The organism is Kitasatospora sp. HPM-01-4 (assembly GCF_051374625.1).
Lineage (GTDB): Bacteria > Actinomycetota > Actinomycetes > Streptomycetales > Streptomycetaceae > Kitasatospora.
The window spans coordinates 1080105-1094725 of the sequence record NZ_JBPQGP010000005.1 but is presented as its reverse complement, the minus strand read 5'-3'; the positions used below and the strand labels follow the sequence as shown (position 1 = coordinate 1094725).

Here is a 14621-nt window from a genome sequence, read left to right as displayed (position 1 = left end):
CCATGGACCAGCGGTTCGCCGATGACAACCCGCGCGGCCTGTACTTCCTGGCCGATCTGGTCAACGCCGTGCAGGACGGGAACGGAGCCACGCCGGAGGGACTCGAAGCCGTGGTGGAGGCGCACGGCGGCCCGCCCCTACGACTGACCGAGACTACCGCTGAAGAGATACGGGAGGCCGTGGCGGTCATCGCCGGCATTCTGGACATCAAGGACGAAGGCAGCGCCGCCGAAGCGATCAACACCCTGCTCGACCGGTACCCCGCCCGGCCTCGACTGGTTCGCCTCCCGGAACGCCGCTGGTCGCTCCACACCCCGGCTCCCCACAACGCACCGCCCGCCCAATGGCTGTTGTCCACCGCCGCGCTCGCCCTGGCCCTCTGGCTCAGCGAACGCGGCTACTGCGCATGGGGCCGCTGCGCCGCACCCGGATGTGACCGCTACTTCATCGACACGGGGCGCCGCGCCCCGCAGCGCTACTGCTCGACCCGCTGCGGAACCCGGGTCCGAGTCGCCGCCCACCGTAATCGGAGCCAATGAATCCAGCCCATCCGCATCGGCTTGCGCGGCCCGCACGGAGTGCGCAAGCCGATGAGGAACCCCTCCCCACCACGTCGCCGCGGTTCACCGTAGGGAAGGCGCGCGGCCGCTGCTTGTCGGCGCCCTCTCCTGCCGATGAACGTTTCATCGATGCCCGGGCGTTACGCCCGGCGGGCGTTGCGGATCTGGGCGGGGACGGCGCCGAGCCACCAGGTGGGGTTGGCGGTGCCGTCGGTGGTGCGGCCATCGCTGTGGACGTAGTGGCGTACGTCGCGGCCGGGCTCGGCGAACTCGCCGTTCAGGGCCCGCTCGACCCACTCGGCGCCGAAGCGGAAGACCTCGGCGGCGGCCCCGCCCAGCGGGTGGAACTCGTTCTCGTAGACGCGCATCTCCTTGGGTGCGCGGACCCGCTCGTAGTTGGCCAGCGCCTGCTCCAGCACGGTGAGTTCGTCGAACTCGCCGATGCCGTAGAGGACCGGGCAGGTGATCTCCCGGACCAGGTCGCCCAGCGGCATCCGGGCGACCAGCTCGGAGTCGAACGCGTCCTCGTCGGTGTAGCCCGCCATGAACATGTAGTTGTTCTTGAAGGTGGGCTGGGCGCGCTCGAAGATGGTGGTGAAGTCGCCGGTGACGGCCTCGAAGGCGGCCAGTGCGGCCAGGCGGTGGTCGGTGGCGGCGGCGCGCGAGCCCCAGTAGCCGCTCATCGAGATGCCGAACATACCGATCCGGGCCGGGTCGACCTCCGGAAGCGAGGCCAGGTGGTCGAGGTAGCGGCTGATGGCGCGCTCGTAGTTGGTGAGGTCGACGGTCAGCCCGTTGGCCCGGCTCTCGCCCTGGCCCGGACCCTCGATGGACAGGGCGACGATGCCGCGCGAGGTGTAGTACCGCTCGGCGGCGTGGATGTAGTCCTCCTTGATCATGTCCATCCCCGGGCCGAGGATCACCGCGGGGGCATTGCGGACCTCGCCGGCCGGCAGGTGGAGGAGGGCGAAGATCTGCTTGCCCTCGAAGTCGAGGACGACGCGGCGCACCCGGTTGTCACGCAGCGCGCCCAGGCGCTCGACGCAGTGGTTGGCGTGCTCGCGGAAGGCGTGCTTGCGCGGGTCGGTGGCGTCGAAGATCGAGTACTGGGCGCGGCCCCACATCACGGCGGCGCGCACGTACAGGTCGGCTGCGGTCTGCGCGAAGCCGCCCTGCTCGTGGTGGGCGGCGCGCTCCTCGGCCTGTCCGGCGATGGTGGCCCAGGCCTTGGGCAGCATCACGCCGCTCTGCACCAGGTCGAAGACCTTGTCGAAGTCGGTGTGGTCGTGGCCGAGCTGCTCCAGGGTGCCCTTGGCCTGGGGGTGCAGGGCGTCGAAGCCGCCCTGGGCGAGGGCGATGTCCAGGGCCCAGCTCTGACCGGTGGAACGAACAGTCATGACAGGTGTCCTCACTTGAAGGGGAGTGTCAGGCATTCCGTTCGGGCAATGCCTAAGTACTTAATCATTAAGTACTTAGGCTAGACTGGTTGTCAACCCGCCCACCGATCGGCGACACGGAGATCCACCGATGCCCGACCCCACCCGCGATGCGGCCCTCGACCAACTCGCCCGCGCCGCCTACAGCCTCAGTGCCGCCGACTCCCGCCTGCGCGGACGCGCCACCCGCACTCCCGGCGCGCTCTCCCTCACCCACGCCCGCGCCCTGCGGGTACTGGCCGAGGCGGGCCCGCTGCCGATCGGCCGGCTCGCCGCCGCCACCGAGACCACCGGCGCCGCCACCACCCAACTGGTCAACGGCCTGGCCGCGGCCGGCTACGTCACCCGCGAACGCCCCGCCGACGACAAGAGATCCGTCCTGGTCACCCTCACTGACGCCGGCCGCCGCCGCCACCACGAACGCCAGGCCGCCTTGACCCAGGCGCTCGATGCCGCACTCGCACACCACGACACCGCTGCCCTGGGCACCGCGACCGACGTCCTGCGGCAACTCGCCGCCATCTACGACCAGCTCTGAAGCCCGCCCGGAGCCGGTCGCCGACCCCGGGTCTCAAGTCCGGTGGCTCCGAGTCGCGTGCGGCGCATGTGCTCCTCCTGCTCGGCCGCGTCGTAGCAGGACTCCATCGGTTGGAGTGCACCCGGGGTCGAGTCGTCTCTGACTGGCAGTCAGGTACCTGACATTGGCCGACTGTTCATCTGGCACCCCCCGCGCAAGGGAGCGCCGGTGCGGCAGAGTCGTATCCGATCTGACACCACCAGACCTCAGGACACTCTTGTGCGAGTGGCGGAGAGGGAGGAACTGATGTCCGGAATGACCCGACGCAGGCTGCTGGGTTCGGCGGCCGGGGTGGCGGGTGGAGCGGCGGCGATGAGTCTGCTGCCGCCGAACGTCCAGCGTGCGGTCGCGGCCGGGGTGCCCCGGCGCGGCTCACTGCGCGACATCGAACATGTGGTCCTGCTGATGCAGGAGAACCGTTCCTTCGATCACTACTTCGGTACGCTGGCCGGCGTCCGGGGCTTCGGTGACCCGGACGCGCTGCGGCTCGACAACGGCCGCTCGGTCTTCTACCAGCCGGACAGCGTCAACCCGGACGGTTATCTGCTGCCGTTCCACCTCGACACCCGTACCACCAGCGCGCAGGCGATCCCGTCCACCAGCCACGCCTGGTCCGTCCAGCACCGCGCCTGGAACGGCGGCAGGATGGACCAGTGGCTGCCCGCGCACCGTGCGGCGGACGGCGTCAACGGCCCCTACGTGATGGGCTACTACACCCGGGACGATATCCCCTTCCAGTTCGCCCTGGCCGAGTCCTTCACCATCTGCGACAACTACTTCTGCTCCGTCCAGGGCCCGACCTGGCCCAACCGCCTTTACTGGATGACCGGTTCGATCGACCCCGACGGCACCGGCGGCGGCCCGATCATCGAGAACTCCGCCCCGAGGCCGCTGACCTGGACCACCTACGCCGAGCAGCTGGAGGCGGCGGGCGTCAGCTGGCGGGTCTACCAGGAGACCGACAACTACGGCACCGACGTGCTCTCGCTCTTCGCCAACTTCCAGCAGGCGAAGCCGGGTGACCCGCTCTACGACAAGGGCATGACCGCGCGGCCCGCCGGGACCTTCGAGGACGACGCCCGCAACGACCGGCTGCCGGCGGTCTCCTGGATCTTGCCGACCAGCTACCAGTCCGAGCACCCGGCCTACCTGCCCGCCGCCGGTGCCGACTACGTCGCCTCCAAGATCGAGGCGATCGCGTCGAACCCGAAGGTCTGGGCGAAGACCGCCTTCATCCTCAACTACGACGAGAACGACGGCCTGTTCGACCACGTCCCGCCGCCGGTGCCGGAGGACGGCACGCCCGGCGAGTTCATCCACGGACTGCCGATCGGCGGTGGCTTCCGGGTGCCGTGCATCGTCATCTCACCCTGGACCGTGGGAGGTTGGGTCGCCTCGGAGGCGTTCGACCACACCTCGGTGCTCCAGTTCCTGGAGCGCTTCACCGGGGTGCGCGCGGCCAACATCACCGACTGGCGCCGGGAGGCCTTCGGCGACCTGACCTCGGCCTTCCAGTTCCGCCAGAGTGCCCACCGCCCGCCGCGGCTGCCCGACACCGCGGCCCAACTCGAGCTGGCCAAGCGGGAAGTGGCGACCCTGCCGCCGCCGCGGCTGCCGGGTGCCGAGCAGGAGTTCCCGCACCAGGAGCGCGGCCACCGCCCCCGCCGCCCGGCGAGGGATTCCTGAGGCAACCCCTGCGGGCCGGTTGCCTCCGGCCTCCTTCGGCCGGGCCGCAGCGGGTCGTGCGGAAGCGGCTCCGTCAGGGCCCGAGTACGCGCGCGGAGCCGATCGGCCATGGTGTCCGGGGGGAGCCGGTCCCGGCGGCGAGGTCGAAGTAGTGGCCGTCGCAGTCACCGCCACGGTAGAACCGCACGGTGTGGCCGCTGTTGTTCCACAGCGAACGGAACGGGCCCAGGTCGTCCTCCACCAGGCAGGTCTCGCTGTTGAACGGGGGAGACCAGAACACGGGGGGACCCGGCCAGTTCGCCTCCCGCCAGCCGCAGACGGCGCCGTCGGGGCACCGGCTCGGCTCGCGGTGGCCGCCGGGTGCGGCGGCGGCCGGTGCGGCCAGTGCGACGGTGGAGAGCGTGGCGACGAGGGTGGTGGTGAGTCGGCGCATGCGCCTGTCCTCCAAGTTCGCGGCGGAGCCGTCATCGGCACTTCGAAGAGTAGGAATGCCGGGCTCCGCACAGTACCCGCGCGCGGGGGTGAGCCACCGCCGCGAGGCAGGAACTCGCGTGCGCCGCTCTGCACAGGCGCCCGGCGCTCGACCCGGCACTCCGGCGCGCGGCCGCCCGGTCAGCGCCCCAGATCAGCGCCCCAGGTCAGCGCCCCAGGTCAACACCCCGCAGCCGGGCCCCCGGGCAGCCGGCGGAGGAAGTCGCGGACGGCCGTACCCTGCCGGCAAGCGGCGCCCAAACCGACGGCGGGGCCGATCGGCCGCCGGTTGTGGCAGCCCGTCGGCCCCGCCGGGTTCGAGCCGGCCGGCTCGGCTACGAGCGGGCCCGGTTGACCGCGATGAGCAGGATGGCCAGGGAGAACCCGGCCGTGCCGCAGGCCGCCGTGGCCAGGGCCGGACCGGCCGGGGTGTCGGAGCGCGCCGACAGCACGATGGACACCGCGGCCACGGAGGCGGCGGCGACCCCGGACACCAGCCAGGCCAGCACCAGGACTTGGGGCCGCTGGCGGTTGGCGGAGGACGGAGCGCCGGGCAGGACCTCCGCCCAGTACCGGTTCTCCTCGCGCTGCTCGCTGTGGTGGTCGACGGCCGCGGTCAGCCGCAGCGCCGTACCCGCCACCGCGCCGCCGGCGGCGAGCGCGGCGGACAGCTGCCAGGAGAGGGGGGTGAACAGGACGAGACCGGCGGCGGCCACGCTCAACCACCAGGACAGGCAGGCGATCGCGGACAGCCGGACGGACCGGGGACGGTCGTCGCCCGCCCGCAGATCCACCACCGCAGGGATGTACCAGACGCAGCCGGCGGCGGTGAGTGCGATGGCGCCGATGGCAAGAACGGTGTGCGACATGGCCGTTGTCCTCTTCAGGGCTCGGTACGGGTTCGGAGGGGACCGCCTCCCGCCCGGTGGGAGAGAGCCGGGCGGGAGGCGGAATCTGTCAGTCCGTCGAGGGCCTGCCGGACTGGGCGGGCACCACGCCGGCGAGGTGCTTGGCCGGCTCACCGTGGTTGTGCAGGTAGTCCATCGCGGCGATCTCCGGGTGGTGCAGGTCGAAGGCCGGGGATTCGGAGCGGATCCGGGGCAGGGAGGTGAAGTTGTGCCGGGGCGGCGGGCAGGAGGTCGCCCACTCCAGCGAACGGCCCCAGCCCCACGGGTCGTCGACGGTGACCTTCTCGCCGTACTTGGCGGTCTTCCAGACGTTGTAGAGGAACGGCAGCAGCGACAGGCCGAGCAGGAAGGAGCCGATGGTGGAGACGGTGTTCAGCGTGGTGAAACCGTCCGAGGCCAGGTAGTCGGCGTAGCGTCGCGGCATGCCCTGGGCGCCCAGCCAGTGCTGGACCAGGAAGGTGGCGTGGAACCCGATGGTGAGCGTCCAGAAGGTGATCTTGCCGAGGCGCTCGTCGAGCATCTTGCCGGTCATCTTCGGCCACCAGAAGTGGAAGCCGGCCATCATCGCGTACACCACGGTGCCGAACAGGGTGTAGTGGAAGTGGGCCACCACGAAGTACGAGTCCGAGACGTGGAAGTCCAGCACCGGAGCGGCGAGCAGCACACCGGTCAGACCGCCGAACAGGAAGGTGACCAGGAAGCCGACCGTCCAGAGCATCGGGGTCTCGAAACTGAGTGAGCCCTTCCACATGGTGCCGACCCAGTTGAAGAACTTCACCCCGGTCGGGACCGCGATCAGGAAGGTCATGAAGGAGAAGAACGGCAGCAGCACCTGCCCAGTGACGTACATGTGGTGCGCCCAGACCGTCAGGGACAGGCCCGCGATGGCGATGGTGGCCGCGATCAGACCGGAGTAGCCGAACATCGGCTTGCGGCTGAAGACCGGGATGATCTCCGAGACGATGCCGAAGAACGGCAGGGCCAGGATGTACACCTCGGGGTGGCCGAAGAACCAGAACAGGTGCTGCCACAGCATCGCCCCGCCGTTGGCGGAGTCGAAGACGTGCGCCCCGAACTTGCGGTCCGCCTCCAGCGCGAACAGCGCGGCGGCCAGCACCGGGAAGACCAGCAGCACCAGCAGCGAGGTCAGCAGCACGTTCCAGCAGAAGATGGACATCCGGAACATCGTCAGACCCGGTGCCCGCATGCAGATGATCGTGGTGATGAAGTTGACCGCACCGAAGATGCTGCCGAAGCCACCCATCGCCACGCCCATGATCCACATGTCCGCGCCGACGCCCGGCGAGTGGACGGCGTCCGAGAGCGGCGCATAGGCGAACCAGCCGAAGTCGGCGGCGCCCTGCGGGGTGAGGAAACCGCCCGCCGCGATCAGCGCCCCGAACAGGAACAGCCAGTAGGACAGCATGTTCAGCCGGGGGAAGGCCACATCGGGGGCACCGATCTGCAGCGGCATGATCCAGTTGGCGAACCCGGTGAACAGCGGCATGGCGAACAGCAGCAGCATGATCGAGCCGTGCATCGTGAACGCCTGGTTGAACTGCTCGTTCGACAGGATCTGCGTCCCCGGCCGCGCCAGCTCCGCACGCATCACCAGCGCCAGCACACCGCCGACCAGGAAGAAGCCGAACGCGGTGACCAGATACATACTGCCGATCGTCTTGTGATCGGTGGTGGTGAGCAGTCGCACCAGTGCCGAACCCGACCTCCTCCCTGGGGCAGCGGCCGCAGCCGGCTCTTCCTTCACCTCGATGGCAGCCACCGGCCGCCCTCCTTCGCATCCACCGAACATGGCTCAGGCGCACCCGGATGGCTCCCGGGCGGGCGATTCATCCTCGGCGGGCGGCGGGTGGTGCCCACAGGGCCGATGGTCCCGGCGGCCGCAGCCGACCGGTCCACGGCCGAAGTGCCGTTCGTCCGGGCCGGCTGACCCGCCGTGACCAGGGCATCCACGCAGGTGAACGGGGGCCGGCGCACTCGCGCGGGCACGCGGCCGGTACCGTTGGGCGGGTACGCACGACAGCGCCGGCGGAAGCGGAACCAGGAGGAACCACGTGGGTGGGGACGGGATGCCCTCGCGGCTTCCGCAGCTTCGACTGGACGAACTGCTGGCGGAGCTGCACGCCCGGATCGACGACGTCCGCGGTACCCGGGACCGGGTGCACGGCCTGCTGGAAGCGGTCCTCTCGGTCGGGCGGGAGCTGGACCTCACCCAGGTGCTGCGCCGGATCGTGGAGGCGGCCGGTGTGCTCTCCGACGCCCGCTACGCCGCGCTCGGCGTGATCGGGCCCGACGGGCACACGCTGTCGCAGTTCCTGACGGTCGGGCTGTCGGACGAGGAGATCTCCGTCATCGGTCCCTACCCGAGCGGCAAGGGCATCCTCGGCGAGCTGATCCGCCACCCCGAACTGCTGCGCCTGGCCGACCTCTCCACGCACCCCGCCTCCTACGGCTGCCCGGCCCACCATCCGCAGATGCGCACCTTCCTGGGGGTCCCGGTCCGGGTCCGCGAGGAGGTCTTCGGCAACCTCTACCTCACCGACAAGCGCGGCGGGCAGGAGTTCGACGCCGACGACGAGGCGCTGATCTCCGCCCTCGCCATGGCGGCGGGCGTGGCGATCGACAACGCCCGGCTGTACGAGGAGGCGCAGCGCCAGCAGCGCTGGCTGCGGGCCAGCGGCGAGATCACCCGCAGTCTGCTCTCCGGCGTGCCCCGCCAGGAGGTGCTGGCACTGATCGCGGAGCGGGCCCGTGAGATCACCGGCGCGGAGCTGGCGGACCTCTCGGTCTCGGTCGGGAACGGCGATCAGCTGCGGGTCGAACTGGCCCTCGGCGGCGACAGCGCCGGACGGCTCGGGCTGACCGTGCCGATGAACGGGACGATCTCCGGTGCGGCGATCGCGGCGGGCTCGCCGGTGACCACCGGGGACCTGTCCTGTGACGACCGGTACGCGGCCGGGCCGCGCCGCTCCGACGGACTGAGCCGCTTCGAGGGTCTCGGCCCGGCGGTGGCGGTGCCGCTTAGTACGGCGGCCGGGAAGGTCCAGGGCGTGCTGCTGCTGGCCCGGACGGCTGGTCAACTGCCGTTCGGCACCGAGGAGATGGGAGCGCTTCTGGGCTTCGCCGACCAGGCCGCGCTCGCCCTGGAACTGGACGAACGCCGCCGGGACGCCGAGCAGTTGGCGCTGTTCGAGGACCGCGACCGGATCGGCCGCGACCTGCACGACCTGGCCATCCAGCGGCTGTTCGCGACCGGTATGACGCTGCAGAGCGCCGCGCGGCTGATCGAGCAGCCCGCCGCGTCGGAGCGGGTGGTGCGGGCGGTGCAGGACCTGGACGAGACCATCAAGATCATCCGCTCGACCATTTTCGGCCTGCGGGCCCGCGACGGTGAGGACCGCGGCCTGCGGGCCCGGGCGGCCAGAGCCGTCGCCGAGGCCAGGGCCACTCTCGGCTTCGCGCCCCGGCTGAGCATGGAGGGGCTGCTGGACACCGACGTGCCGCCGGCCGTCGCCGACCAGGTGACGGCGGTGCTGGCCGAGGCGCTGAGCAACGCCGCCCGGCACGCGCACGCCACCCGGGTCGAGGTCACCCTGCACGCCACCGGCGGTGAGGTGGTCCTCTCCGTCACCGACAACGGCATCGGCCTCCCGGCGCAGGAGGGGCACCGCAGCGGCCTGCGCAACCTCCACGAGCGCGCCCGGCAGTTCGGTGGCGCCTTCACCCTCTCCACTCCCGCCGGCGGCGGCACCCATCTGCAGTGGTCGGCCCCGCTCTCCGGAGCCGCGGTCTCGGGCGGCTGACGCGCCGTTCGGCGGCATCGTGCCGCCCGGCCTCAGAAGTCACCGGTGTCGAGAACGAGATCGAACGGCTCCGGCAGGCGCACCGGGACACCGAACGGGTGTGGGCCTTCCACGCGGGTGTAGCCGAGCCGTGCGGGCTGGGAGAACAGGGTGCAGGAGCTCTCCTGTCGGTCCACCAGCAGGTAGAGCGGGGCACCGTACTGCGCGTAGCGGCGGCGTTTGACCGTACGGTCGGTGTCGCTGTCGGAGGGGGAGGTGACCTCCACCACGAGCACGGTCCGGTCGGGCAGGAGTGCGCCTTCGGTCCTGGCGAGTTCGGCGGGGACGACGGCCAGGTCGGGGATGTACCAGTTCTCGCTGCCGGGCAGATCGAGGTTGCCGGAGCCGGCGCGTAGACCGAGTTCGCGCATGCGCGGGCCGATCCGCTCCCGGATCAGGTCGGTGGCGTTCTCGTGCGCCCAGGACGGGGACACGAGGGTGATGACTCCCTCGATGATCTCGGCGCGGTCACCGGCGATGTGCTACTTCAGCGCGCGTTCCGGATCCGACACACGGCTGTAGTCACCAGGCGCGGCGGGGGCGTTGTTCACGAGCCGTCTCCTCTCCTCGGCGCAGCGTAGGCGGTTCGGGAAGGCGTAGGGGCCATCCCCGCGAGTGCGGGGCCGACCCGAGTTGACGATCATCCTCCTCTCCATCACCCTTCCACTAATCTAATAGTGAAAGGGTACTTTGCCATGCGCTTGTTCCCTCCGTCGCGCCGACCCGCCGTCCTGGCCTGGGGCCTGGCCGCGGGATTCGCCGCGCTCTACACCTGTGTCGCCGTCAACCGGCACCGGCGGGGCCTGACCAAGGCCTACGACCTGGGCATCTTCGAACAGGCCGTCCGCGCGTACGCGCACGGCCAGGCGCCGATCGTGCCGCTCAAGGGGCCCGGGTACAACCTGCTCGGGGACCACTTCCACCCGTTGATCGCCGTGCTCGCCCCGGCCTACCGGGTGTTTCCGGGGCCGGTCACCCTGTTGGTCGCGCAGGCGCTGCTGATGGCGCTGGCCGTCGTGCCGCTCACCCGGTGGGCACACGAGGCGGGCGGGCCGCGGGTCGCCCTGGTGGTCGGGTGCGTCGCCGGGGCGTCCTGGGGGATCGTCCGGGCCGCCTGCGACGACTTCCACGAGATCGCCTTCGCCGTCCCGCTGCTGGCCTTCGCGGCCACCGCGCTCGGCCGGCGCCGCCACCTGGCCGCCGCGCTGTGGTCGCTGCCGCTGTTGCTGGTCAAGGAGGATCTCGGCCTGACCGTGGCCGCCTTCGGCGTACTGATCGCCTGGCAGGCGCGTCAGGACCGGCACAGCCCGCTGCCCGGGCTCGTACTCGCGGGCGTGGGGGTCGCGGCCACCGCGCTCACCGTGCTCGTGGTGCTGCCCTGGTTCAACCCGCACGGCGGTTTCGACTACTGGCAGCAGCTGGACGGCGGCGGCCCTCGGCCCTCGGCCTGGTCGCTGGCGGCCCGGATCGGCTGGCCCCCGGTCAAGTGGCTGCTGCTGTTCCTGCTCGCCGCGACGGCCGGCTTCCTCGGGCTGCGCTCGCCGCTGATCCTGCTCTGCGTGCCCACCCTGGGCTGGCGGCTGCTCTCGGCCAACCCGCACTACTGGGGCGTCAGTTACCACTACAGCGCGGTGCTGATGCCGCTCGCGCTCGCGGCCCTGGTGGACGCCCTCACCCGCACCGACGCCCGCCGCGCCCGGCGCGCGCTCGCCGTCAGCGCCCTGGTGGCGGCCGTGACGCTGCCGCTCTATCCGTTGCACGAGGTGGTGATGCCCGAGGCGTGGCGCACCTCTCCCCGGCTCACGCACACCCGGGCACTGCTCGGCTCGATACCCGACGGCGCGACCGTGGCCGCCTCCAACCGGCTCGCCGCACAGCTGACCAGCCGGGCCACCGTCACCCTGGTCTGCCAGGAACCGACCGGGCCGGGGCCAGAGTGGGTGGCGGTCGACCGGACGGACCCGAGCGTGCGGGTCCCGTGCGCGACCGCCGCCACCGCCCGGATGCTGGCCGAGTACGAGCGGCGCGGCTACCGGCGGATCCTCGACCGGGACTCACTCCTGCTGCTGCGGCGGCCCTGACCGTCGAGATCGCCCGACACCCCCTGGTCCGGGTTGACCCGTGCGCCGCCGCAGGCCAGAATTCCACTATTGAACTAGTGAAAGGCCGAATCGCGTGTGATCGAGTACCGCATCGAGCGGCGCAGCGGCGTCTCCACGTACCAGCAGATCGTCCAGCAGACCAAGCAGGCCCTGCGGCTCGGACTGCTCCAGCCCGGGGACAAGCTGCCGACCGCGCGGGAGGTGGTCGAGCTCACCGCGATCAACCCCAACACCGTGCTGAAGGCCTACCGCGAGCTGGAACGCGAGGGCCTGGTCGAGCCCCGGCCGGGGCTCGGCACCTTCGTCCGGCGATCGCTCGCCCGGCCGGAGGCGGCCGCCGACGGGCCGCTGCGCGCGGAGCTGGTCGGCTGGGTGGACCAGGCCCGGAAGGCCGGGCTGGAGCGTGAGGACATCGCCGCGCTGATGGCCTCCGTCCTGGAGCAGCGATTCGACACCGGGGTCTCCCCGGCATCACCGAGTTGAGAACAGCGGGGGGACCGGGTGGACGACCCGACGAACACACCGCCGGTACCGGCGGCGCTCGCGGCCGACGGCCTGGGCAAGCGGTACCGGGGGGACTGGGCGCTGCGCGACTGCAGCTTCACGCTCCCGGCCGGGCGGATCTGCGGGGTGGTCGGCCCCAACGGCGCGGGCAAGAGCACCCTGCTCGGCATCGCCGCCCGCCTGCTCACCCCCACCGAGGGTGAGCTGCGGGTGCTCGGTGAGCCGTCCGCCACCGAGGAACTGCGCGCCCGGATCGCGTACGTGGCCCAGGACAAGCCGCTCTACCCCGGCTTCACGGTGGCCGAGACGCTGCGGATCGGCCAGGAGCTGAACCCGTCCTGGGATCAGGACCTGGCCCAACAGATCATCGACCAGGGCGAGTTGAGGTCAAAAGCGAAGATCGGCTCGCTCTCCGGTGGTCAGCGCACCCGGGTCACCCTCGCACTCGCCCTCGGCAAGCGCCCCGACCTGCTGCTGCTCGACGAGCCGATGGCCGACCTCGACCCGCTCGCCCGGCACCAGCTGATGGGCACCCTGATGGCCGAGGCCGCCGACCGCGGCACCACCATCGTGCTCTCCTCACACATCCTCCCCGAGCTGGACGGTGTCATCGACTACCTGCTGCTGGTGCAGTCCGGGCGGATCCGGCTCTCCGGCGACCTGGAGGACCTGCTGGACGGGCACCAGCTGCTCGCCGGCCCGGCGGGCACCGAGCTCCCCGCGGACGTGGTGGTCGAGCGGCGCTCCGCCGGCCGCCGGGTCGAGGTGCTGGTCCGCACCGAGGAGCCGCTGAGCGGCCCGTGGGAGGGCGGCAGGCCGAGCCTCGAAGAGCTGCTGCTCGGCTACCTCCGGACCCCGGGGACCGCCGGGCCGGCCGTGCAGGCACAGCCGACCGAGAACGGGATCGCCGCATGAGTACTGACGTTCTGCCCGACCGCGCCGCCACCGCGCCGTCCGCGCCTGAGCGGCAGACCCGGCGCCGCCCGAGCGGGCTGATCTGGCTGGCCTGGCGCCAGAGCCGCACCGCGCTGTGGACGATCGCCGGCCTGCTGGTCGCCGCCTCGGCCACCCTGCTCTGGCTCCACCTCCGCCTCCAGCAGATGACGGCCGATCTGAGCCGGGCCGGCTGTCACAGCCCCGACAGCTGGGGCGCCCCCCACTGCTGGTCCCTGATCGAGCCCATCGACAGCCTCTCCCTCGTGTACACCCTGTGGCTCCAGCCCGTCACCGCCGCCGTCCCGCTGCTGATCGGCATGTTCCTCGGCGCCCCGTTGCTCGCCCAGGAGTACGAGCGCGGAACCGTCCGCCTGGTCTGGACCCAGTCCGTCAGGCCGCTGCGCTGGCTCACCGCGAGGATCGCCCTGCCCGGGCTGGCGGTGCTGGCTGCCAGCGGAGTACTCGCCGTGCTGATGACCTGGGTGTGGTGGGTGGACATCGTCCACGGCCCGGTCGCCTTCGATCCGCCGTTCCAGGGCCTCACCTACCCCGGCCTCGGGGTGATGCCGGTCGCCTGGTCGCTGTTCGCGCTCGCGCTCGGCCTGCTGGTCGGGCAGTTGCTGCGCCGCGCCGTGGCCTCGGTGCTGGTCACCGGTGTCCTGGCGGCGGTCGTCTACGGCCTGCTCTGGTGGGCCCGCCCCTTCCTCTACCCGGCGGTCAAGGAGGTGGTCCCGCTCAACGCCGCGCAGCCCGTCAACGCCTGGCTGATCGACCGCGGTGCGGTGCTCGCGGACGGCCGGTGGGTCTCGACCGACTACTGCCAGGCCGACTCCCAGCGCTGTGCCGGGGCCACCAACAGCTGGATCACGTACCACCCCGCCGATCACCTCGTGCCGGTTCAACTGGTCGAGGCCGGGATCCTGGTGGCGCTCACCGCCGTGGCGCTGGCGGTGGTCTTCCACCGGGTGCGGCGGGACGGCAACTCGCTACGCGCGACCCCGCGGGCCTGATCCCCGGCCGCGGTACCAGCCGGTCCCGGCCGCCCGACGCCGGTCGTCTCGACCCGCCCTCGGCCGGCCGGGACCGGCGCCTCCGCAGGGTTCGGGGGGCCGGGCGTACGCCGGGCACGGCTGACTGACGGTCCGTCACCAGCCTTACGCTTTGCGGCCTCAGTCCCTCTCGCGCCCCGCCCGCCACCAGATCACCGCTGCCCCGAGTCCGAGAACGACCAGCGCCGTGACCACGATGGCGCCCTTGACGGCGTAGTCCACCAGCAGGTGGTGGACGAGTGGCGAGGACTCCCGTGCGAGGCGGATCATCGGCGACCGTCCCGCCGCCGGTCGCGGGAGGGCCCGTCCTCCAGCCGCCGGGCGGCAGCACGTAACGCCGCTCGCACGGCGGGGTCCGCATAACGGCGCGCCCGATCGAGCCCGCCCCTGCGCCTGAGGCTCAGGGCCACGGTGAAGACCACCAGGGCCAACACCACCAGACCGCCCGCCACCAGGCCGAACCTGATGAGCATGAGATTGAGGTACCTCTCCACCCGAGCCTCCCCGTCGTTTATTTATCACAGGCGTGATG

At 71.5% G+C, this 14621-nt stretch carries 14 protein-coding genes; 8 read left to right on the top strand and 6 right to left on the bottom strand.

The window, feature by feature from the left end:
* The first annotated feature begins 2 nt into the window (after window positions 1–2).
* A complete protein-coding gene (locus tag ACSMTC_RS04520; RefSeq protein WP_436558336.1) occupies window positions 3–539 on the top strand; it encodes a CGNR zinc finger domain-containing protein in 537 nt (178 codons plus the stop codon).
* Between the two features lie 161 nt (window positions 540–700).
* On the opposite strand, the gene ACSMTC_RS04515 is transcribed toward ACSMTC_RS04520, so the two are convergent.
* Window positions 701–1957, bottom strand: coding sequence for an alpha/beta hydrolase (locus ACSMTC_RS04515; RefSeq protein ID WP_436558335.1), 1257 nt, complete (start codon window positions 1955–1957; stop codon window positions 701–703).
* A gap of 130 nt (window positions 1958–2087) precedes the next feature.
* Here ACSMTC_RS04515 and ACSMTC_RS04510 point away from each other — a divergent pair, with 130 nt between their 5' ends.
* Complete coding sequence (locus ACSMTC_RS04510; RefSeq protein ID WP_436558334.1) at window positions 2088–2534, top strand: MarR family winged helix-turn-helix transcriptional regulator; 447 nt, start codon at window positions 2088–2090, stop codon at window positions 2532–2534.
* Window positions 2535–2819: 285 nt separating this feature from the next.
* Complete coding sequence (locus ACSMTC_RS04505; RefSeq protein ID WP_436558333.1) at window positions 2820–4259, top strand: alkaline phosphatase family protein; 1440 nt, start codon at window positions 2820–2822, stop codon at window positions 4257–4259.
* A 73-nt stretch (window positions 4260–4332) separates the two neighbouring features.
* Here the strand turns inward: ACSMTC_RS04505 and ACSMTC_RS04500 are convergent, their stop codons facing one another.
* The 3 genes from ACSMTC_RS04500 to ctaD all read right to left on the bottom strand — a co-directional run bounded on the left by ACSMTC_RS04500 (window position 4333) and on the right by ctaD (window position 7403).
* Window positions 4333–4692 carry a peptidase inhibitor family I36 protein gene (locus tag ACSMTC_RS04500; protein WP_436558332.1) on the bottom strand — a complete coding sequence of 120 codons (360 nt, stop codon included), beginning with the start codon at window positions 4690–4692 and terminating at the stop codon, window positions 4333–4335.
* A gap of 373 nt (window positions 4693–5065) precedes the next feature.
* Window positions 5066–5599: a hypothetical protein gene (locus ACSMTC_RS04495; protein WP_436558331.1), complete on the bottom strand. Its 534-nt coding sequence runs from the start codon at window positions 5597–5599 to the stop codon at window positions 5066–5068.
* Window positions 5600–5687: 88 nt separating this feature from the next.
* Window positions 5688–7403 (bottom strand): aa3-type cytochrome oxidase subunit I, encoded by a 1716-nt coding sequence (gene ctaD / locus ACSMTC_RS04490; protein ID WP_436564590.1) that lies wholly within the window; start codon window positions 7401–7403, stop codon window positions 5688–5690.
* Between the two features lie 322 nt (window positions 7404–7725).
* Between ctaD and ACSMTC_RS04485 the strand changes: the two genes are divergently transcribed.
* Window positions 7726–9459: a sensor histidine kinase gene (locus ACSMTC_RS04485; RefSeq protein ID WP_436564589.1), complete on the top strand. Its 1734-nt coding sequence runs from the start codon at window positions 7726–7728 to the stop codon at window positions 9457–9459.
* Window positions 9460–9491: 32 nt separating this feature from the next.
* Here the strand turns inward: ACSMTC_RS04485 and ACSMTC_RS04480 are convergent, their stop codons facing one another.
* Window positions 9492–9977: a Uma2 family endonuclease gene (locus ACSMTC_RS04480; protein ID WP_436564588.1), complete on the bottom strand. Its 486-nt coding sequence runs from the start codon at window positions 9975–9977 to the stop codon at window positions 9492–9494.
* Between the two features lie 216 nt (window positions 9978–10193).
* Between ACSMTC_RS04480 and ACSMTC_RS04475 the strand changes: the two genes are divergently transcribed.
* From ACSMTC_RS04475 to ACSMTC_RS04460, 4 genes are all read left to right on the top strand, one after another.
* Window positions 10194–11579 carry a DUF2079 domain-containing protein gene (locus tag ACSMTC_RS04475; RefSeq protein ID WP_436558330.1) on the top strand — a complete coding sequence of 462 codons (1386 nt, stop codon included), beginning with the start codon at window positions 10194–10196 and terminating at the stop codon, window positions 11577–11579.
* A gap of 96 nt (window positions 11580–11675) precedes the next feature.
* A complete protein-coding gene (locus ACSMTC_RS04470; protein ID WP_436558329.1) occupies window positions 11676–12083 on the top strand; it encodes a GntR family transcriptional regulator in 408 nt (135 codons plus the stop codon).
* Window positions 12084–12101: 18 nt separating this feature from the next.
* The gene (locus ACSMTC_RS04465) at window positions 12102–13019 is read left to right on the top strand and encodes an ABC transporter ATP-binding protein (RefSeq protein WP_436558328.1); all 918 of its coding nucleotides are present in this window, start codon (window positions 12102–12104) and stop codon (window positions 13017–13019) included.
* Window positions 13016–14050, top strand: coding sequence for a hypothetical protein (locus ACSMTC_RS04460; protein ID WP_436558327.1), 1035 nt, complete (start codon window positions 13016–13018; stop codon window positions 14048–14050). Before ACSMTC_RS04465 ends, ACSMTC_RS04460 begins: the two co-directional genes overlap by 4 nt.
* Window positions 14051–14209: 159 nt before the next feature.
* On the opposite strand, the gene ACSMTC_RS04455 is transcribed toward ACSMTC_RS04460, so the two are convergent.
* Window positions 14210–14359, bottom strand: a complete 150-nt coding sequence (locus ACSMTC_RS04455) for a hypothetical protein (RefSeq protein WP_436558326.1) — start codon at window positions 14357–14359, stop codon at window positions 14210–14212.
* Window positions 14360–14621 lie beyond the last annotated feature (262 nt).

Excerpts from the sequence above, each read along its gene's own strand:
- ACSMTC_RS04520 (WP_436558336.1), top strand. The coding sequence starts at position 3 with ATGGACCAGCGGTTCGCCGATGACAACCCGCGCGGCCTGTACTTCCTG.
- ACSMTC_RS04515 (WP_436558335.1), bottom strand. The coding sequence starts at position 1,957 with ATGACTGTTCGTTCCACCGGTCAGAGCTGGGCCCTGGACATCGCCCTC.
- ACSMTC_RS04510 (WP_436558334.1), top strand. The coding sequence starts at position 2,088 with ATGCCCGACCCCACCCGCGATGCGGCCCTCGACCAACTCGCCCGCGCC.
- ACSMTC_RS04505 (WP_436558333.1), top strand. The coding sequence starts at position 2,820 with ATGTCCGGAATGACCCGACGCAGGCTGCTGGGTTCGGCGGCCGGGGTG.
- ACSMTC_RS04500 (WP_436558332.1), bottom strand. The coding sequence starts at position 4,692 with ATGCGCCGACTCACCACCACCCTCGTCGCCACGCTCTCCACCGTCGCA.
- ACSMTC_RS04495 (WP_436558331.1), bottom strand. The coding sequence starts at position 5,599 with ATGTCGCACACCGTTCTTGCCATCGGCGCCATCGCACTCACCGCCGCC.
- ACSMTC_RS04485 (WP_436564589.1), top strand. The coding sequence starts at position 7,726 with ATGCCCTCGCGGCTTCCGCAGCTTCGACTGGACGAACTGCTGGCGGAG.
- ACSMTC_RS04475 (WP_436558330.1), top strand. The coding sequence starts at position 10,194 with ATGCGCTTGTTCCCTCCGTCGCGCCGACCCGCCGTCCTGGCCTGGGGC.
- ACSMTC_RS04460 (WP_436558327.1), top strand. The coding sequence starts at position 13,016 with ATGAGTACTGACGTTCTGCCCGACCGCGCCGCCACCGCGCCGTCCGCG.
- ACSMTC_RS04455 (WP_436558326.1), bottom strand. The coding sequence starts at position 14,359 with ATGATCCGCCTCGCACGGGAGTCCTCGCCACTCGTCCACCACCTGCTG.